The sequence below is a fragment of the Rudaea sp. 3F27F6 genome (assembly GCF_005503555.1).
In the GTDB taxonomy this organism is placed as follows: domain Bacteria; phylum Pseudomonadota; class Gammaproteobacteria; order Xanthomonadales; family Rhodanobacteraceae; genus Rudaea.
The window spans coordinates 306,060-324,752 of the sequence record NZ_SCNG01000004.1; the positions used below are offsets into that span (position 1 = coordinate 306,060).

At 67.2% G+C, this 18,693-nt stretch carries 12 protein-coding genes; 6 read left to right on the forward strand and 6 right to left on the reverse strand.

Going from position 1 to position 18,693, the window contains the following annotated elements; all coding sequences use genetic code 11:
- A complete protein-coding gene (locus tag FFS30_RS16730; protein ID WP_137914316.1) occupies nucleotides 1-678 on the reverse strand; it encodes a hemolysin III family protein in 678 nt (225 codons plus the stop codon).
- A 109-nt stretch (nucleotides 679-787) separates the two neighbouring features.
- Here FFS30_RS16730 and FFS30_RS16735 point away from each other — a divergent pair, with 109 nt between their 5' ends.
- Nucleotides 788-2,992, forward strand: a complete 2,205-nt coding sequence (locus FFS30_RS16735) for a TonB-dependent receptor plug domain-containing protein (protein ID WP_249352529.1) — start codon at nucleotides 788-790, stop codon at nucleotides 2,990-2,992.
- A gap of 22 nt (nucleotides 2,993-3,014) precedes the next feature.
- Here FFS30_RS16735 and FFS30_RS16740 read toward each other — a convergent pair whose 3' ends face one another.
- Complete coding sequence (locus FFS30_RS16740; RefSeq protein WP_137914318.1) at nucleotides 3,015-4,031, reverse strand: LLM class flavin-dependent oxidoreductase; 1,017 nt, start codon at nucleotides 4,029-4,031, stop codon at nucleotides 3,015-3,017.
- Between the two features lie 76 nt (nucleotides 4,032-4,107).
- Complete coding sequence (soxR, locus tag FFS30_RS16745; RefSeq protein ID WP_137914505.1) at nucleotides 4,108-4,548, reverse strand: redox-sensitive transcriptional activator SoxR; 441 nt, start codon at nucleotides 4,546-4,548, stop codon at nucleotides 4,108-4,110.
- Between the two features lie 101 nt (nucleotides 4,549-4,649).
- On the opposite strand from soxR, the gene FFS30_RS16750 reads away from it, so the two are divergent.
- From FFS30_RS16750 to FFS30_RS16770, 5 genes are read left to right on the forward strand one after another with little or no spacing between them, the layout of a single operon-like run.
- A complete protein-coding gene (locus tag FFS30_RS16750; protein WP_137914319.1) occupies nucleotides 4,650-5,816 on the forward strand; it encodes an efflux RND transporter periplasmic adaptor subunit in 1,167 nt (388 codons plus the stop codon).
- Between the two features lie 12 nt (nucleotides 5,817-5,828).
- A complete protein-coding gene (locus FFS30_RS16755) occupies nucleotides 5,829-9,029 on the forward strand; it encodes a multidrug efflux RND transporter permease subunit (protein ID WP_137914320.1) in 3,201 nt (1,066 codons plus the stop codon).
- Nucleotides 9,022-10,488 (forward strand): efflux transporter outer membrane subunit, encoded by a 1,467-nt coding sequence (locus FFS30_RS16760; protein WP_137914321.1) that lies wholly within the window; start codon nucleotides 9,022-9,024, stop codon nucleotides 10,486-10,488. Before FFS30_RS16755 ends, FFS30_RS16760 begins: the two co-directional genes overlap by 8 nt.
- On the forward strand, nucleotides 10,481-11,695 hold the full coding sequence (locus FFS30_RS16765) for an MFS transporter (RefSeq protein ID WP_137914322.1): 1,215 nt from the start codon (nucleotides 10,481-10,483) through the stop codon (nucleotides 11,693-11,695). Before FFS30_RS16760 ends, FFS30_RS16765 begins: the two co-directional genes overlap by 8 nt.
- On the forward strand, nucleotides 11,688-12,647 hold the full coding sequence (locus tag FFS30_RS16770; RefSeq protein WP_137914323.1) for an amidohydrolase family protein: 960 nt from the start codon (nucleotides 11,688-11,690) through the stop codon (nucleotides 12,645-12,647). The genes FFS30_RS16765 and FFS30_RS16770 overlap by 8 nt, the downstream gene beginning before the upstream one ends.
- Nucleotides 12,648-12,702: 55 nt before the next feature.
- Here the strand turns inward: FFS30_RS16770 and FFS30_RS16775 are convergent, their stop codons facing one another.
- The 3 genes from FFS30_RS16775 to FFS30_RS16785 are packed head-to-tail and all read right to left on the reverse strand — an operon-like array spanning nucleotide 12,703 to nucleotide 18,668.
- Nucleotides 12,703-14,283: an efflux transporter outer membrane subunit gene (locus FFS30_RS16775; protein WP_343182332.1), complete on the reverse strand. Its 1,581-nt coding sequence runs from the start codon at nucleotides 14,281-14,283 to the stop codon at nucleotides 12,703-12,705.
- A complete protein-coding gene (locus FFS30_RS16780) occupies nucleotides 14,270-15,475 on the reverse strand; it encodes an efflux RND transporter periplasmic adaptor subunit (protein ID WP_137914325.1) in 1,206 nt (401 codons plus the stop codon). The genes FFS30_RS16775 and FFS30_RS16780 overlap by 14 nt, the downstream gene beginning before the upstream one ends.
- On the reverse strand, nucleotides 15,462-18,668 hold the full coding sequence (locus FFS30_RS16785; RefSeq protein WP_137914326.1) for an efflux RND transporter permease subunit: 3,207 nt from the start codon (nucleotides 18,666-18,668) through the stop codon (nucleotides 15,462-15,464). Before FFS30_RS16785 ends, FFS30_RS16780 begins: the two co-directional genes overlap by 14 nt.
- Between the last annotated feature and the right edge of the window lie 25 nt (nucleotides 18,669-18,693).

Genomic DNA, 18,693 nt, shown 5'->3' on the forward strand with positions numbered 1-18,693 from the left:
TCAGGCGCGCGCGGGCGGCAGCACGTAAAGCAGGATCGAAAAGTACTGCAGGGTGCTGCCGGCAAGCACGAATAGATGCCAGATCGCGTGGTGATACGGCAGCGAGCGCATCTTGTAGAAAATCACGCCGAGTGTGTATGCCGCGCCGCCGCCGAACAGCAGCCACAGGCCCGCGGGCGCGAGCGCGGCGACGAGCGGCTTGATCGCGACGAGCCCGACCCAGCCCATACCGATGTAGAGCGCGACCATCGCGCCGCGGAAGCGGCGCAGCGAGGTCAGCTCGAAGATCGCGCCGAGCGCGGCGAGCGACCAGACGATCGCGAACAGGCTCCAGCCCCAGACGCCGCGCAAAGTGACCAGGACGTAAGGCGTGTAGGTACCGGCGATCAGCAGGAAGATCGCGATGTGGTCGAAGGCGCGCAGGCGCGGGCGTTCGGGCGCGGCGCCGTCGAGGTGCTGGATGCCGGCGCCGTGGTACAGCGTGGAGGCGAGATAGAGCACGATCATCGTCGCGCCGTAGACCGCGCAGGCAACGAACGCATAAGGCTCGCCGCTCGCACGCGCGGCGTAGAGCAGCACGACCGTGCCGACCGCGGCGAGGACGATGCCGAGGCCGTGGGTCAGCGTGTTGGCGATTTCCTCGCGGTCGGCGTAGGACTGGACGATCGATGCGGACATGCTCAGACCTTAGCTGCAGTCGCGTTTGAAAGAAAGCAACGCGTTCTCTGTCTCGATTGTCAGAAACGTAATGTTATATCATTACATTTCTGACAATCGAGAAACTCCCGTGTCCCAACGATTCCTGTTCCGCGCCCTCTTCGTCTGCAACGCGTTCACCCTGCTCGTACCGCGCCCCGGTTCGGCGCAGGCCGATCCGCAACCGCCGCAGAGCACGACCGAGCTGGAAAGCATCATCGTCACCGGCAGCAAGCGCGACACGCCGTATCTGCAGAGCGATCTTTCGGTGACCGTGCTCGACCGCAAGGCGCTCGTCGACGCCGGCGTGCGCGATCTGCGCGACGTGGACAAGCTCGTGCCCAACGTGAAGTTCAACGCGATGGGCCAGCTCAGCAACATGTTCATTTCGATTCGCGGCATCGAATCCAATCCGTTCCTGGTCAACCGCGCCTCGGTCTACGTCGACGGCATTCCCTTTCGCGAGCTGAGCAACGCCGTGCTCAATCAAGTGGAACAGATCGAGGTCCTGCGCGGGCCGCAGGGCACGCTGTACGGCGCCAACAGCGAATCGGGCCTGATCCTGATCCGCACGCGCGGGCCGGGCGACAAAGTGGAGGGCGAAGCCAACGGCATCGCGACCGGCCATCCCGGCGGACAGGGTTTGTCGGCCGACGGCTTTCTCGCCGGCCCGCTCGGCGACGGCACGCTGTCGGCGTCGCTCGCGCTTAAGCGCGAAGGCGACGACAGCTATCTGCGCAATCTGACCCCGTATGCCGGCATCGCCGGCCATCTCACCGAGACTTATCTGCAGGGCCGCCTGCGCTGGCATCCGAACGCGGCGATCACGCTCAATGCGCTGGCCTATCAACTGCGCACGACCGCGCCCGGCATGTTCGAATACGAATACGTGCCGCTCGATATCGGCTTGTACAACCGCACCTACGCCGATCTGTACAACGGCGGCCGGCGCGGCGGCGATTTCACTTATCTCAACGACGCGCCGAAGAAGACCTCGGAGCTGGAGACGGTCGCCGGCGCGAGTCTCGCCTGGCAACTGGAGTCAGGCCGCATCGACGCCGCGCTTTCCTATCGGCAGAAACGCGACACCTCCGCTGGCTACGATTTCGACATGACCGCCGCGCCCGTTCTCGCCGGCCGCATCCACAACGACAATCGCTATCTCTACAGCGAGCTGCGCTACAGCTCCGCGGAAGAGCAGCCGCTCATCTACGTCGCCGGCGTTTCCGCCTATGACGAACGCAAGAACTCGATTCTCGGCACGATGGTCGGGCCGGGCACATTGCGCGACTACCGCCTCGCGCCCGCGCAGGGCTCGGACGGGCGCGACTACAGCGTGTTCGCCACGGCCAGCTACACGCCGCCGGCCTGGTCGAAGTGGACGGCCAGCCTCGGCATGCGTTTCGACCGCGCGCAGCGCTCGACGCGGCAGCAGGCCGGTATGCTCGATCTCGGCCCCGGCGGCAAGGTGTTCTACCGTTCGGCCGAACTCGCGCACACGTTCGACGCCGTGCTGCCGCGCTTCTCGCTGCGCTACGACGCGTCGGCCGATCTGACGTTCTATTCGAGCATCGCCAAGGGATACATCCCAGGCGGCTTCAACCTCGCTGCCGCACAGAAAGACGTGATCAACGACAAAGTGCTGCGCTACGAGTCGGAAACGATGTGGAACAAGGAAGCCGGCTTCAAGGCGAATCTATGGAACGGCGCTGGGCGTATCGGCGGCGCGGTCTTCCACATCGCCTCGAACAACTGGCAGGAGATCCAGGTCGCGACCGACGCGAACGGCCGGCCGATTTCTTCGGACTACGTCGGCTCGGATGCGTCGATCGTCTCCAAGGGCGTCGAGGTCGAAGGCGAGGTCAATCTCGGCAAAGGCTTCAGCCTGACCGCGAACGCGGCCTACGTCGATGCGACCTACCGCGACCTGCTCGCCGCGCCCGGAGTGAACCTGCGCGGCAACCGGGTCAAGCTGACTCCGCGCGGCGACGCGTATCTCGCCGCGCGCTATACCGATCCGTCCGGCTTCTTTGCGCGCATCGACGCGTCATTCACCGGCCGCACCGCGCTCGACGAACGCAATCGCGCGTTCCAACCCGGCGTCGTCGTGTACGGCGCACAACTCGGCTACGAAACCGCGCACTGGCGCTTGCGCGTGTTCGGCGAAAACCTGTTGAACGCGCGCCGCTTCAACGGTCTGATCTTCGACAACCTCGCTTTCGGCCGTGACGGCAACTACTACGGCCCGCTCGACCGGCCGCGCATCGTCGGCGTCGAAGTCGGCTATCGGCTCTGAGTTTGCGCGCTGCGGCGCGGGATCATGCCCGTTTCGCTTTCGTGACGTCGGCGAGGATCTCGAACGAGCGCAGGCGCGCGGCATGGTCGTGCACCATCGCGGTGACGATCAATTCGTCGGCCCCGGTGCGCGCGAGGAACTCGTCGACGCCCTTGCGTACCGTGTCGGGCGCACCGACGACCGAGCACGACAGCGACTGTTCGAGTAGGACCTTCTCCGGCGTGGTCGCGACCATGCCGATGTCCTCGATCGGCGTGGGCAGCCGTCCCGGCGTGCCGCGGCGCAGATTGAGGAACGCCTGCTGCAGGCTCGTGAACAGTCGCCGCGCCTCGCCGTCGGTGTCGGCGGCAAACACGTTCAGCGCGACCATCGCGTACGGCTTCGCCAGCGTCGCCGACGGCTTGAACAGGCGCCGGTACAGTTCAAGCGCGTTCATCAGCTCGGCCGGGGCGAAATGCGAGGCGAAAGCGAACGGCAGGCCGAGCGCCGCGGCGAGCTGCGCGCCGTAGAGACTCGAACCGAGCATCCACAGCGGCACTTCGGTGCCTTCGCCCGGAATCGCGCGCACCGGCAGCGGTGCGGCGCCGGCCTGCGGCGTGGCGAAATAGGCCTGGAGCTCGAGTACGTCCTGCGGGAAGCGGTCGACGTCGCCGGCGAGATGCCGGCGCAGGGCGAACATGGTGCGCTGGTCGGTACCCGGCGCGCGGCCGAGGCCGAGATCGATGCGGCCCGGATACAGCGTCGCCAGCGTACCGAACTGTTCGGCGATCACGAGCGGCGCGTGGTTCGGCAGCATGATGCCGCCGGCGCCGACGCGGATCGTATTCGTGCCCGCGGCGACGTGGCCGATCACGACCGACGTGGCCGCGCTGGCGATGCCGGGCATATTGTGATGCTCGGCCAGCCAGTAGCGGTGATAGCCCCAGCGTTCGGCGTGCCGGGCGAGATCGAGCGTGTTGGCGAGCGACTGCGCGGCGGTCGAACCGGCGCAGATCGGCGAAAGGTCGAGGAGCGAAAGCGGCACGCGTAGAGGTTCCATCGCGACGACATGGCGCCGCCGCGGCGCCGATCAAGGGAGCCGGCGATGCAGTTTTCGTTTCGTGACTTGCGCCGCGCTAGACCACCGGCGGATCGCCGAGCCAGCGCCGCGCGCCGGGCCCGTTGCGCCCGGCCAGATCGTTCGGGTTGCTCAGCTTGCAGCGTTTCAGCGACAGGCAGCCGCAGCCGATGCACTGATCGAGACCGATGTTGAGCAACTGCAGCTCGGCGATGCGCGCTTCGACGCGGCGCTTCCAGCCGCTCGACAGGCGCTGCCAGTCGCGGTCGGTCAGCGCACGGTCGTGCGGCAGGGCCGCGAGCTGATCGATGATCTCGCCGAGGGTGTAGCCGATGCGCTGCGCGAACACGATGTAGGCGATGCGGCGCAGCACCGCGCGCGGATAGCGGCGCTGCCCCGATGGCGCGCGTATCGAACCGATCAAACCGCGCGCTTCGTAGAAGCGCAGCGCCGTCGCGGCGACGCCGCTGCGTCGCGCGACCTCACCGATCGCGAGCATCGATCCACCGGTGGAACGCTGCGTCTTCACGCCATCTCCTTGACTTAGAGTTAACTCTAACTTGCAGACTGCCGCCCCGCAAGCCGAACCGAGGAAGCATCATGTTGCACATTCAACGCATCATTGCGCGCGCATCGCTCGCCGCGATCGTCGCCGGCGCGGCGCTCGCCGCTGCGGGCTGCGGGCCCAGCACGGCGACCACGGCGCCGCCTGCGCCCGAGGTCGTGGTCGCGCCGGCGCAGGCGAAGCCGGTGCGCCAATGGGACGAATTCAACGGCCGCGTCGCCGCGACCGATTCGGTCGAAGTGCGCGCGCGCGTCAGCGGCTACATCGAACGCGTTGCGTTCAAGGAAGGCGACGAGGTCAAAGCTGGCGATCTGCTGTTCGTGATCGATCCGCGCCCGTACCGCGCCGCCTACGACAGCGCCGTGGCTCAGCTCGAACGCGCACGCGCCGCGGCACAGCTCGCCCAGGCGCAGGACCAGCGCGCGCAGGCGCTGATCGCGGCCAAGGCGATTTCGCGCGAAGAGTTCGAGACGCGCCGCGCCGGCCTGACCCAGGGCAACGCCGACGTGCGTGCGGCCGAGGCCGCGGTCGCGACGGCCAAGCTCAATCTCGGCTTCACCGAGTTGCGCGCGCCGATCGCCGGACGCGCGAGCCGCGCACTGCTGACCGTCGGCAATCTCGCCCAGGCCGACCAGACCGCGCTGACCAGTGTCGTCTCGCAAGATCCGATGTACGTCTATTTCGATGCCGACGAGCACAGCTATCTGCGCTACAAACAACTCGAACGCCGCGGCGAACGCAAGGACGGCGCGAGCCCGGTGCGCGTCGGCCTCGCCGACGAAGACGGGTTCCCGCGCGAAGGCAAACTCGATTTCCTCGACAACCAAGTCGATGCACGCACCGGCACGATCCGCGTGCGCGCCCTGCTCGCCAATGCCGACCGCACGCTCACCCCGGGGCTCTACGCCCGCGTGCGGCTCGGCGGCGGCGAAGCCGCGGCAGTATTGATCGACGACAAGGCCGTGCTGACCGACCAGGACCGCAAGTACGTCTACGTGCTTGGCGCCGAGAGCAAGGCACTGCGTCGCGACATCGTGCTCGGCCGCACGAACGACGGCCTGCGCGTGGTGCAGTCGGGTCTCGATGCGGGCGACAAAGTCGTCGTCGCCGGCATGCAGAAGATTTTCTACCCGGGCATGGTCGTACGCGCGAGCGAAGCCGGCGCGGTGGCGCCGCCCGTTGCCGCGAACGCGGCACGCTGAGGAGACAGACACATGGATTTCTCCAAATTCTTTATCGACCGGCCGATCTTCGCGATCGTGCTGTCGATCATCCTGTTCGCTATCGGCCTCATCGCGATTCCGCTGATGCCTTCGGGCGAGTATCCCGAAGTGGTGCCGCCGAGCACAGTCGTGCGTGCGACCTATCCGGGCGCGAATCCGAAGGAGATCGCCGAGACCGTGGCGCAGCCGCTCGAAGAAGCGATCACCGGCGTCGAAGGCATCATGTACATGAAATCGGTCGCCGGCTCCGACGGCAGCCTGCAAATCGTCGTCACCTTCAAACCCGAGGTCGACGCGGACACGGCCGCCGTGCGCGTGCAGAACCGCGTCAGCCAGGCGCTGTCGCGTCTGCCGCAGGCTGTGCGCGACTACGGCGTGACTACGCAGAAGCAGTCGCCGACGCCGCTGATGTACGGCGGCCTGTATTCGCCCGACGACAGCCGCGACGCACTCTATCTGCGCAACTACCTGCTGCTGCACGTCAAGGACGAACTCTCGCGCCTGCCCGGCATCGGCGACGTGCAGCTCTACGGCGCGGGCGACTACGCCATGCGCATCTGGCTCGATCCGGACAAGCTCGCGGCGCGCGGCCTCAGCGCGGGCGAGGCGATCGCTGCGGTGCGCGAGCAGAACGTGCAGGTCTCCGCCGGCCAGCTCGGCGCGGAGCCGTCGCCGAAGGACACCGACTTTCTCGTCTCGATCAATGTGCGCGGCCGCCTTGCGAGCACGGCGGAATTCTCCGACATCGTGCTCAAGAACGGTGCCGACGGCCAGGTCGTGCGCCTCGCCGACGTAGCGCGTGTCGAACTCGGCTCGGGCGACTACACGCTGCGCTCGTACGACGGCAAGCACAATATGGCCGGACTCGGCATCTTCCTCTCGCCAGGCGCCAATGCGCTTGCCGTCGCCGACGCGGTCTACGCGAAGATGGACGAACTCGGCAAACACTTTCCGCCCGGCGTCGCCTATCACGCGGTCTGGGACCCGACCGTGTTCGTGCGCGATTCGATCCGCGCGGTGCAACACACGCTGATCGAAGCCGTCATCCTCGTCGTGCTCGTGGTGATCCTGTTTCTGCAGACCTGGCGTGCTTCGATCATTCCGCTCGTCGCCGTGCCAGTCTCGGTCGTCGGCACATTCGCCTGGCTCTACCTGCTCGGCTATTCGATCAATACGCTGACCCTGTTCGGCCTGGTCCTCGCGATCGGCATCGTCGTTGACGACGCGATCGTCGTCGTCGAAAACGTCGAGCGCAATATCGCCGAAGGGCGCACGCCGCTCGCCGCCGCGCACCAGGCGATGCGCGAGGTGTCGGGCCCGATCGTCGCGATCGCGCTCGTGCTCTGCGCGGTGTTCGTGCCGATGGCGTTTCTGTCGGGCGTCACCGGCCAGTTCTACAAGCAGTTCGCGGTGACCATCGCGATCTCGACGGTGATCTCGGCGATCAATTCGCTGACCTTGTCGCCGGCGCTCGCAGCCAAACTGCTGACTGCGCACGGTGCGCCGAAGGATGCGTTGGCGCGCGCGATCGAGCGCATGTTCGGCTGGCTGTTCGGCCCGTTCAACCGCTTCTTCGAGCGCAGCTCCGGCAATTATCACGGCGCGGTCGCGCGCGTGCTGCGCCGGCGCGGCACGGTGTTCGCGGTCTACGCGGGCCTGCTCGCCGCGACCGCGCTGCTGTTCCACGCCGTGCCGGGCGGCTTTATTCCGACTCAGGACAAGCTCTACCTGTTCGCCGGCGCGAAACTGCCCGAGGGTGCCTCGCTCGCGCGCACGGATGCGGTCACGCGGCAGATGATCGACATCGCACTCGCCGATCCCGACGTGGCGATGATTCCCGCGTTCGCCGGCTTCAATGCGCTGCAACTGGTCAATACGCCGAACATCGAGAACTCCTACGTCATCCTCAAACCGTTCCACGAACGCAAGCGCAGCGCGAACCAGATCGTCGCCGACCTCAACGCCAAATTCTCCGCGGGTATCCAGGGCGCGTTTCCGTACGCGCTGCTGCCGCCGCCGATCCAAGGACTCGGCAACGGCTCAGGTTATTCGCTCTATCTGGAAGACCGTGCCGGTCTCGGCTACGGCGCGCTGCAGAATGCGATCACCGCATTCCAGGGCGCCGTTGCGCAGACGCCGGGCATGACTTTCCCGGTCAGTTCTTACCAAGCCAATATCCCGCAGCTCGAGGTCAAGGTCGATCGCATCAAGGCCAAGGCGCAGGGTGTCGCCCTGACCGATCTGTTCGACACGCTGCAGACCTATCTCGGCTCGGTCTACGTCAACGATTTCAACTTGTTCGGCCGCGTCTACCGCGTCATGGCGCAAGCCGACAGCGCGCACCGCCAGAGCCCCGAGGACATCGGCAAACTGCGCGTGCGCAACGAGCGCGGCGAGATGGTGCCGGTGGCGGCAATGACGACGATCGCGCAGGCTTACGGCCCCGATCCGGTCGTACGCTACAACGGTTTTCCGGCCGCCGACCTGATCGGCGATTCCGATCCGCGCATGCTGTCTTCCGCGCAGGTCATCGCCAAGCTGCAGGAGATCGCGGCCAAGGTGTTGCCCACCGGCATCACTCTGGAATGGACCGACCTGAGCTATCAGCAGGTCACGCAGAGCCATGCCGCCGCGGTGGTGTTCCCGCTCGCGGTGATGCTGGTCTTCCTCGTTCTCGCCGCGCTGTATGAAAGCTGGATCCTGCCGCTCGCGGTGATCCTCATCGTGCCGGTGTGCATGTGCGCGGCGCTGTTCGGCGTGTGGCTCTCGGGCGGCGACAACAACGTGTTCGTCCAGGTCGGCCTCGTCGTGCTGATGGGCCTGGCGTGCAAGAACGCGATCCTCATCGTCGAGTTCGCACGCGAGCTGGAGATGCGCGGCGTCGGCATCGTCGAAGCCGCGCTCGAAGCCTGCCGCCTGCGCCTGCGCCCGATCGTGATGACCTCGGTCGCCTTCATCGCCGGCGCGGTGCCTTTGCTGCTCGGTCACGGCGCCGGCAGCGAGGTGCGCTTCGCCACCGGCATCACCGTGTTCGCCGGCATGCTCGGCGTGACCCTGTTCGGCCTGTTCCTGACCCCGGTGTTCTACGTCGCCCTACGCAAGCTCGGCGGCAGCGATGCCGCGTGGAAGCACGCACATGACGCGGAGCACGGCCCATTGTTGATCGCTCACGAGGGCCAGCTCCATGCTTAAGTCGACGCTGTCCGTCTTCATCGTTTCGAGTCTGGTCCTCGCCGGCTGCGCCGTCGGCCCCGACTATCGTCGCCCCGATGCGCCGGCGCCCGTGCAGTACGCACGCAAGGATGCCGTGCCTGCGGGCGACGTCGCCGCGCCAGCCGCAGGCGATGCGCAGTTCTGGCAAGCGTTCGGCGACGCGCAGCTCAGCGCGCTGATCGATGCGGCGCTTACCGCGAACAACGATCTGCGCGGCGCACTCGCCCGCTACGACGGCGCCAACGCGCTGCTGCGCGAAGCCAAGTTCGACGCGCTGCCGACGATCACCGCGAGCGCGCAGGGCGGCCATCAGCAACTGAGCCGGGATCAGGCTCTCGGTGGGCCGCGCAGCGCGCGCAGCTACAGCGCCGGCATCAATGCGAGCTGGGAACTCGACCTGTTCGGCCGCGTGCGCCGCGAGATCGAAGCGCAGCGCGCCGAGACCCAGGCGAGCGCGGCCGATCTCGCCGCGATGCAGGTCGCGATCGCCGGCCAGGTCGCGAGCACCTACGCGCAGTTGCGCGGGCTGCAGGAGCGCCTGCGCGTCGCACGCGACAATGCCGCCAATCAGCGCGAAACCTTGAGTCTCGTCGAAGCACGCTATGGTGCCGGCCGCGATACCGAGTTCGATCTCGCTCGCGCACGCGCGCAGTTCGAAACCACGTCTTCGCGCGTGCCCGCACTCGAAGCGCAAATCGCCATCGCCGAGCATCGGCTCGCCGTATTGAGCGGCCGCGCACCGGAAGCCTTGATCGCCGAACTCGATCCGCCGCAGCGCCTGCCCGCGTTGCCGCAGCCGATCGACCCGGGCACGCCGGGCGAGCTGCTGCGCCGCCGCCCCGACATCGCCGCGGCCGAAGCACGTCTGCATGCGGCGGCCGCGCGCGTCGGCGTCGCCACGGCCGATCTGTTCCCGCGCCTGTCGTTCAGCGGCTTGCTCGGCACGCAGGCGTTTCATCACGACGCCTTGTTCAAGAGCGGCAGCGAGACGGCCTCGGGTTTTCTCGGCATCGACTGGTCGTTTCTCGACGTCGGCCGCGTGCGCGCGCGCATTGCCGCGAGCCGCGCCGACGCGGCGGCCCTGCTCACGCAGTACCAGCAGACCGTGCTGCTCGCGCTCGAAGACACCGAGAACGCGCTGATCCTCGATGCACGCACGCGCCGCGAGGACGCACAGCTCGAACGCGCCGCGCACGACAGCGCCGACGCGGCAAGGCTCGCGCGCGTGCGCTACCAGGCCGGCGTGATCGATCTCTACGAAGTGCTCGACGCCGAACGCAGCCTGCTCGCCGCGCAGGATGCATTCGCCGACAGCCACACGCGCAGCGCGACCGCGACGGTCGCGCTGTACCGAGCGCTCGCCGGAGGCTGGCCGCAGCGCATGCCGGTTGCACTGTCCGCGGCGACGTCCGCGGCGGAGGCGAGCCGGCATGACTGAGCCCGCTGCCATACGCTCGTCGCCCAAAACTGTCGCGGCGACACCGTGGAGCGCGATCGTCGGCGTCATCTTCGCCGGCATCGTCGCGGCGCTGCATGTCGGCAAGGCGCCGATCGCACTCGCACAGATGCAGGTCGAATTCGCGCGCTCGTTGGCAGGGCTCAGTTGGGTGATGGCCGTGTTTCCACTGGTCGGCGTCGTGGGCGGCATCGCCTCCGGCGTACTCGTGCAACGCTGGGGCGACCGGCGCATGCTCGCGGCGGGCTTGCTCGTGCTCGCCGGCGCAAGCGCCGCGGGTGCGCTCGCATCGAGCTATGCCGGTTTGATCGCGAGCCGCGTCGTCGAGGGCCTCGGCTTTCTGATCGTGGTGGTCGCCGCGCCCGCGCTGCTGCATCGATTGACGCCCGCGCGGCAGCACGGTCTCGTGTTCGGCCTGTGGAGCGTGTTCATGGCCAGCGGCATGGCGCTGTCGATGCTGTGCGGACCGTGGCTCGGCGGATGGCGCCGGCTATGGGCCGTCGATGCGGGCCTCGCGCTGCTGATGGCCGCGCTCGTTTGCGCGCTGCCTGCCGCGCCGCGGTCCGATGCGACGCAGGCCGACGGCCTGCGCCAAGGCATCACGCAGACCTTGCGCGCGCGCGGTCCGCTGATCCTCGCGCTCGCTTTCGCGGCCTATGCGCTGCAGTTTTTTGCCGTGCTGAGTTTCCTGCCGGTATTCCTGATGCAGCGCATGGGCATGAACCAGGATGCGGCCGGCACGCTGAGCGCGGCCGTGGTCGCGGCGAATATTCTCGGCAACGTCGGTGCGGGCGCCCTGCTCGCACGCGGCATGCCGCCGGCACGGCTGATGATCCTGAGCAGCGTCGCGACGGGACTCGCCGGCGTCGGCCTGTTTCTGCCGGCGCTACCAGCGCCATTCACCGTGCTGCTCGGCTTTGTTTTTTCCGCTACCGGCGGCCTGCTGCCGCCGACCCTGCTCGCCTGCGCACCGCGTGCGGTGCCGCGTCCGGCATTGGCGCCGCTGAGTCTCGGCTTGGTGATGCAGGGCAATTATCTCGGCCAAGTGCTCGGGCCGCTCGTGGTCGGCGCCATCGTCGGCAGCGCCGGCTGGGCAGCCGCGGCCGTTCCGGTCGCATTGGCCGCCGCGTTCGGTATCGCGCTCGGCCTGCTCTACGGATTCGCTGCTCAAAGAGAACGACATGCCTGATTCGATCCGACGCGTCGACGTACACGCGCACGCCTGGAGCGTGGACTATCTCGATCGCCTCGCCGCCGCCGGCTTCGCCACCACGAGCGCGCACCGCGGCCTCGGCGCGGAGCCGACGCATGCACAACTGCAGGTGCGCTTCGCCCAGATGGACGCGGCGGGCATCCGCACGCAGGTGCTTTCGGCCACGCCCGCGTCGCCGCATTTCGAGCGCCGCGAGAACGCAGTGAAGCTGGCCCGCCGCATCAACGACGAATACACCGCGCTCGTGCAGCGCCATCCCGAACGTTTCCGCGCGTTCGCTTCGCTGCCGCTGCCGCATGTGGACGCGGCGCTCGACGAGCTGGATTGGGCGCTCGCCCAGGACGGCATGCTCGGCGTGGCGATCACCACGTCGGTTCTCGGCCGTTCCATCGCCGATCCGATGTTCGAGCCGATCTACGCCGAACTGGACCGGCGCGGCAGCGTGCTCTACGTACATCCGGCCGGCTGCGGCGCGGAGTCGCCGCTGATCCAAAATCATCGCCTGACCTGGGCGCTCGGCGCGCCGGTCGAGGACACGGTAGCGGTCATGCACCTTTTGATCGCGCAGATTCCACAGCGCTATCCGCGCATGAAGATCATCGCGAGCCATCTCGGCGGCGCTCTGCCGATGCTGCTGCCGCGGCTCGATCACGCCGGCAGCTACGAAACGCCGGAAGTGCCCGAGCCGCCGAGCCGGGCGGCCAAGCGGTTGTGGTACGACACGGTCGGCCACGATCATGTGCCGGCGCTGCGCGCAGCGGTCGAAAGCCTCGGTGCGGATCGCTTACTGCTCGGCACGGATTTTCCGCATCAGAGCGGCGAACTGTTTCAGGCCGCGGTCGGCTATGTCGAGCGCGCCGGCTTGTCTGCCGACGACACCGCGGCGATCCTCGACCGCAATGCGGCCCGGCTGCTCGGGCTCGACTGATGCCTATTCGTCGTTCGACGTCGCGGCTCGATGCCCGCGACGTCGCGGCGATGACTCAGTTGCGCGCGAGCGGCGCCTGCGCGTCCCAGCCGCCACCGAGCGCGCGGATCAGCGCAACGCTCGCGCGCAGTTGGCGCGTGTCGAGGCTCAACGCGTCGCGCTGAGTCTGCAGCGCGGCAGTCTGCGAGGTGACCACGTCGAGATAGTTCACCGCGCCCTCGCGGTAACGATCGAGCGAGAAGTTCAGCGAGCGCTGCGCAGCCTCGACCGCCGACTTCTCCGCGACCGACGCGTCGCGATAGTGGTTGAGCAGGGCGAGATTGTCCTCGACCTGGGTGAACGCGCCGAGCACGGTGCTGCGGTATTTTGCGCTGGTCTGATCGAAGATCGCGCGCGCCTGCTTGACGCTCGCACTGCGCTTGCCGCCGTCGAAGATCGTCAGCAGCGCCGCGGGACCGATCGCCCAGAACGAACTCGGCTGGGTCAGCCAGTTGCCGGCTTGCGAACTCAGATAGCCGCCGCTCGCGCCGAGACTGATCGACGGGAAGAACGCGGCGCGGGCGACGCCGATGTTGGCGTTGGCCGCTTCCATGCGCCGCTGCGCGGCGGCAATGTCGGGGCGGCGCTGCAGCAGCAGCGAAGGCACGTCGACCGGCACCGCCGGCAGCTTGATGTCGACGATCGCAGGCTCGATCGAGAACTGCGAAGGCGACACGCCGATCAGCGCGGCGATCGCGTGTTCGGCAAGCGCGCGCTGGGCCAGCGTCTGCTCGGCCTGCGAGCGCGCCATGTCGAGCTGGGTCTGCGCACGCGCGACGTCGAGGCCCGGCGCGATGCCGCCGCGGTGACGCTCGTTGGTCAGATCAAGTGCGCGCTGGTAGGCCTTCACCGTGTCGTTGAGAATCGCGCTGTCGCGATCGAGACCGCGCAACACAATGTAGTCGTCGACGAGTTGGGCGATCAGCGACAGGCGCGCGTTCTCCAGATCGTCTGCCGCGGCTTCGGCCTGCGCATTGCCGGCGGCGACTTCGTTGCGCACGCGGCCCCAAAGGTCGAGCTCATAGCTCGCCGAGAAACCGACCGAGCGCGTGTCGTATAGCTTGACCGGCGACGGGTTGGCGGCGTTGTTTGAACTCTGCGAACGCTGCAGGCTCGCGCTGCCGCCGATCTGCGGAAACAGATCGCCGCGCTGGAAATCGCTGTAGGCCTGCGCCTGTTCGTAGTTCGCGAGCGCCGCGGCGAGATCCGGGCTGCCGGCGATCAAGCGCGTCTGCAGCTCGCCGAGTTTCGGATCGCCGTACAGCGACCACCACTCGTCGCGCGGCAGGCGGTCGGCCGGCTTGGCCTCGGTCCACGGCGTGCCGATTTCCTTGTAGGCCGCGGCGGTCGCGACTTCCGGCGTCTTCATCGTCGGCGCGAACGAGCAGCCGGAGAGAGCCACCATCCCGGCGAGCAGCGTTGCGAAAGCGGCAGCTCTTCCCTTGCCCCCTTGGGAGATGCCCCGAAGGGACGGATAAGGGAAAAGACTCTGACGATGGAATTCGGTCAGAGCTTGCGGCGCTCTTCCCTCATCCGGCGCTTGAGTGTCGCGGCTTCTCCCGGCGGGAGAAGGGAAGCAAAGATTATCCTTTTCCATTTTTACCGTTTCCCGCCGAAGCCACTTGGGTTTTCGATTGCGCGCCGGCGATGCGCACTTCGGTGCCGGTGACGACGCCGTCGGGCGGATTCTCGATGACGCGGTCGGCCGCGGTCAGGCCCGAGCCGATCTCGACGACCTTGCCGAGATCGCGCGCGATCGTGACCGGCTTGACCACGACCTTGTTGTTCGCATCGACCGTGGCGACACTGATGCCCTTCGCATCGAAGATCAGCGCGCTGCCGGGCACGCTGAGCGCATCGGCCTTGCCGGCCATCGCCAGACGCACGTTGGCGAAGCCGCCCGGAAGCAGTTCGCCGGCGGCATTGTCGACGCTGAGCTGCATCAGGGTCGTGCCGCTCGCCGCATTGACCGCCTGCGCGGACGACTCGACGGTCGCCGCGTAGCTCTTGTCCGGCTGGTCGGGCACGCTGAGCGTGGCCTTGGTGCCGGGGCGCACGCTCGGCACATAGTTCTGCGGCACGTTGACGTAGACGCGCAGCTTCGAGGTGTCGGAGACGACGAACAGTTCCTGGCCCGCGCCGCCGCCGACATTGATCAGCGCGCCGACGTCGGTGTTGCGCGTGGTCACGGTGCCGTCGAACGGCGCGACGATGCGGGTGAAGTTCTTCAGCGCGACGAGGCGGTCGACGTTCGCGCGCTGTGCGGCGACGAGCGCGTTCTTCGCGGCGAGGTCGCCGGTCTTCTCATCGACTTCCTGCTTCGACACCGAATCGGAGCCGAGCATCGCCTGCCAGCGTTTCGCCGTCGTCGCCGACAGCGCGGCATTGGCCTGCGCGGTGGCGAGATCGGCCTTGGCCTGCAGCAATTGCTGGTCGAGGTCGGGCGTCTCGATGTTGGCGAGCACTTCGCCGGCCTTCACCTGGGTGCCGATGTCGTGCTTCCAGTCCTTGAGGTAGCCGGAGACGCGCGCGTAGATCGGCGCACGCTGCCAGGCTTCGATGCGACCCGGCAGTTCGAGGCCGGAGGTGTTCGCCACCGCCGTCGGCGGATTGACCGCAACGGTCGCCAGTGCCTGTGCCTCGGTCCAGTCGTGCAGGCGCGAGGACTCGCTCGCGCGCACGATCAGCCCGTGCGCGACGATCACGGCCGCGACGACGGCCGCGGCGATGCCGGTCAGGCGCAGGCCGCGCCGCGAGACGGGTTTGTTGGGGGTATCAAGCTGCGACATGGGACTCTCCGAACGAAACTTGCGGCGCCGGCTTCTCGCCGTGGCGCCGATGAATAATGCTGAAGACGACGGGCACGAAGAACAGCGTGGCGATCGTGGCGAAGATCAGGCCGCCGATCACCGCGCGACCGAGCGGCGCGTTCTGCTCGCCGCCTTCGCCGAGGCCGAGGGCCATCGGCGCCATGCCGATAACCATCGCCAGCGCGGTCATCATGACCGGGCGCAGACGCACGAAGCCCGCTTCGAGTGCGGCCGCGGTCGCGTCGCCGAGTTCGTCGAGCTTTTCGCGCGCGAATGAGATGACCAGCACGCTGTTCGCAGTCGCCACGCCCATACACATGATCGCGCCGGTCAGCGCGGGCACGCTCAGCGTGGTGTGAGTGGCGAACAGCATCCAGACGATGCCGGCAAGCGCCGCCGGCAGCGCGGTGATGATGACGAACGGATCGCTCCACGACTGGAAGTTGATCACGATGAGGAAGTAGATCAGCACGATCGCGCCGATCAGGCCGAACAGCAGGCCCGAGAACGCGCTGTTCATGGTCTTGACCTGGCCGAGAAGGACGACGTTCGCGCCCTTCGGCACGTCCTTCGCATTGGCGTCGATGATCTTCTGCATGTCGGCGGCGACGGCGCCGAGGTCGCGGTCCTGCGTGGTCGCGTAGATCTGCACCATCGGCCGGATGTCGTACTCGCTGAACACGCCGTTGACCTGGGTGCGCGTGATGTCGGCGATGCCGCCGAGCACGGTGGTGCCGCCGCCCGGCGCGTTGATCGAGACGTTGCGCAGCGCTTCGAGCGAATCGAGTCTGTACTGCGGCGTCTGCATGACGATCGGATAGGTCACGCCGTTGGCCGGATTGAGCCAGAACGTCGGTGCGACCTGGCTCGATCCGGCGAGATTGACGACCAGGCTCGAGGTTACGTCGCGCGTGGTCACGCCGGCGTACTGCGCACGCGTGCGATCGACGTCGACCTTGAGCGCGGGCGCGCTGCCGGTCTGCTGGATACGTGCATCGGCGACGCCGGAAACGTGCTTGATCTGGGTCAGCAGTTTATTCGCGTAGTCGAAGTTCGCTGCGAGGTTGTTGCCGCGGATCTGCAGGTCGATCGGCGCGGGCGCGCCGAAGTTGAGGATCTGGCTGACGATGTCGGCCGGCAGGAACGCGAAGATCATGCCGGGGAAGCGCCGCGGCAGCTCCTCGCGCAGACGGCGCATGTAGTCGGCGGTCGGCGCGTGGCCTTCGGCCAGCGCGACCTGGATGTCGCCGTCCTGTTCGCCGATCGTGCCGGTGTTGTTGTAGACCGTATTGATCGAGGACAGGAACGGTGCGCCGACGTTGTCGGTGATCGTGACGATCTCGTTGCCCGGAATGATTTCGCGGATCGCGCGTTCGACTTCGGCGAATCGCGCCGAGGTCTCCTCGACGCGAGTGCCGACCGGCGCGCGCACGTGGATCAGCATCTGGCCGGCATCGACGAACGGAAAGAAGTTGCGGCCGAGGAACGGCACGAGCAGGAATGAAGCGAGGACGACGACGAGGAAGCTGCCAACGAAGACTTTGCGGTGGCCGAGGGCGAGGGCGAGCAGGTCGTGGTAGCTCGCACGCATGCGCTCGAAGCGCGCTTCGAAACCGCGCTGGAAGCGCACGAGCGGATTGCCCGACCGCGGCAGCACCCTGTCGTTGCCATGTTCGTCGGTGTGCGGCGCGTGCGGACGCAGCAGATAGTTCGCCATCGTCGGCACCAGCGTGCGCGAGAGCAGGAACGAACAGACCATCGCCGCCATCACCGCCTCGGCCATCGGCACGAACAGGAAGCGGGCGACGCCTTCGAGGAAGAACATCGGCACGAACACGATACAGATACACAGCATCGAGACGAAGGCCGGCGTGACGATCTGCTGGGCGCCGTCGAGAATCGACGTGCGTACGTCCTTGCCGTGCTCAAGGTGCCAGTTGATGTTTTCGATCGTCACCGTTGCGTCGTCGACGAGGATGCCGACCGCGAGCGCGAGGCCGCCGAGGGTCATGATGTTGAGCGTCTCGCCGAGCGCGGACAGGATGATGACCGCACCGAGGATCGCCAGCGGAATCGAAATCGCGATGATCACGGTCGAGCGCCAGCTGCCGAGGAAGAGCAGGATCATCAGGCTGGTCAGCGCGGCCGCGATCACGCCTTCCTTGGCCACGCCGCCGATCGCGTTGCGCACGAAGATCGACTGGTCGCCGATCGCTTTGATTTCGAGCGCGTCGGGCATCGACGGCTTGACCGCTTCGATCATCTCTTTAACGCCGTCGACGATCGCCAGGGTTGAGGTCGCGCCCGACTTGAGCACGTTCATCAGCACCGAACGGCCGCCATCGACGTGGACGATATTGGTCTGCACCGCGCTGCCGTCGCGCACGTTGGCCACGTCGCGGACATAGACCATCGCGCCGTTGACCGCCTTGATCGGCAGAGCGCCGAGGTCTTTCAGATCGGATGGTGCGTTGTTGAGATTGACCGCGTATTCGAGGCCGCCGATCTTTTGCGAACCGACCGGCGTGAGGATGTTCTGCGCCGCGAGCGTATTGGCCACGTCCTGGCCGGTCAGGCCGCGCGCGGAGAGCGCCGCGGGATCAAGGTCGATCTGCACCTGGCGCGCCTTACCGCCGAACGGGTACGGAATCGCCGAGCCCTGCACGGTGACGAGGCGCGTGCGCAGCTGGTTCATCGCGAGGTCGGCGAGGTTGGCCTCGGTCAGGCCCTTGCCGGACAACGCGAGCTGCAGAATCGGCACAGTCGAGGCGCTGTAGTTGAGGATCAGCGGCGGCGTCGCGCCGGGCGGCATGTTCTTCAGCATCAACTGCGCGGCCGCGGTGACCTGCGCGTTCGCCGTTGCGATGTTGACGTTGGGATGGAAATAGATTTTGACGATGCCGAAGCCGGTGAATGAGTTGGCCTCGATGTGCTCGATGTCGTTGACCGCGGTCGTCAGCACACGCTCGAACGGCGTGGTCATGCGGCCGGCCATCTGGTCCGGCGGCAGGCCCGTGTACTGCCAGGCGACGCCGATCACCGGGATATTGATGTTCGGGAAGATGTCCGTCGGCGTACGCAACGCCGCGAGCGGCCCGATGATGAAGAGCAGCAGGGCCATCACGACGAAGGTGTAGGGACGCGAAAGCGCGATACGAACCAGGGCTTGCATGGAGGGATTCTCGAGCGGGAAACTT

Coding starts and splice junctions, on each gene's coding strand:
- FFS30_RS16730 (WP_137914316.1), bottom strand. CDS start 678: ATGTCCGCATCGATCGTCCAGTCCTACGCCGACCGCGAGGAAATCGCC.
- FFS30_RS16740 (WP_137914318.1), bottom strand. CDS start 4,031: ATGGAACCTCTACGCGTGCCGCTTTCGCTCCTCGACCTTTCGCCGATC.
- soxR (WP_137914505.1), bottom strand. CDS start 4,548: ATGCTCGCGATCGGTGAGGTCGCGCGACGCAGCGGCGTCGCCGCGACG.
- FFS30_RS16750 (WP_137914319.1), top strand. CDS start 4,650: ATGTTGCACATTCAACGCATCATTGCGCGCGCATCGCTCGCCGCGATC.
- FFS30_RS16755 (WP_137914320.1), top strand. CDS start 5,829: ATGGATTTCTCCAAATTCTTTATCGACCGGCCGATCTTCGCGATCGTG.
- FFS30_RS16760 (WP_137914321.1), top strand. CDS start 9,022: ATGCTTAAGTCGACGCTGTCCGTCTTCATCGTTTCGAGTCTGGTCCTC.
- FFS30_RS16765 (WP_137914322.1), top strand. CDS start 10,481: ATGACTGAGCCCGCTGCCATACGCTCGTCGCCCAAAACTGTCGCGGCG.
- FFS30_RS16770 (WP_137914323.1), top strand. CDS start 11,688: ATGCCTGATTCGATCCGACGCGTCGACGTACACGCGCACGCCTGGAGC.
- FFS30_RS16775 (WP_343182332.1), bottom strand. CDS start 14,283: ATGGAAAAGGATAATCTTTGCTTCCCTTCTCCCGCCGGGAGAAGCCGC.
- FFS30_RS16780 (WP_137914325.1), bottom strand. CDS start 15,475: ATGTCGCAGCTTGATACCCCCAACAAACCCGTCTCGCGGCGCGGCCTG.
- FFS30_RS16785 (WP_137914326.1), bottom strand. CDS start 18,668: ATGCAAGCCCTGGTTCGTATCGCGCTTTCGCGTCCCTACACCTTCGTC.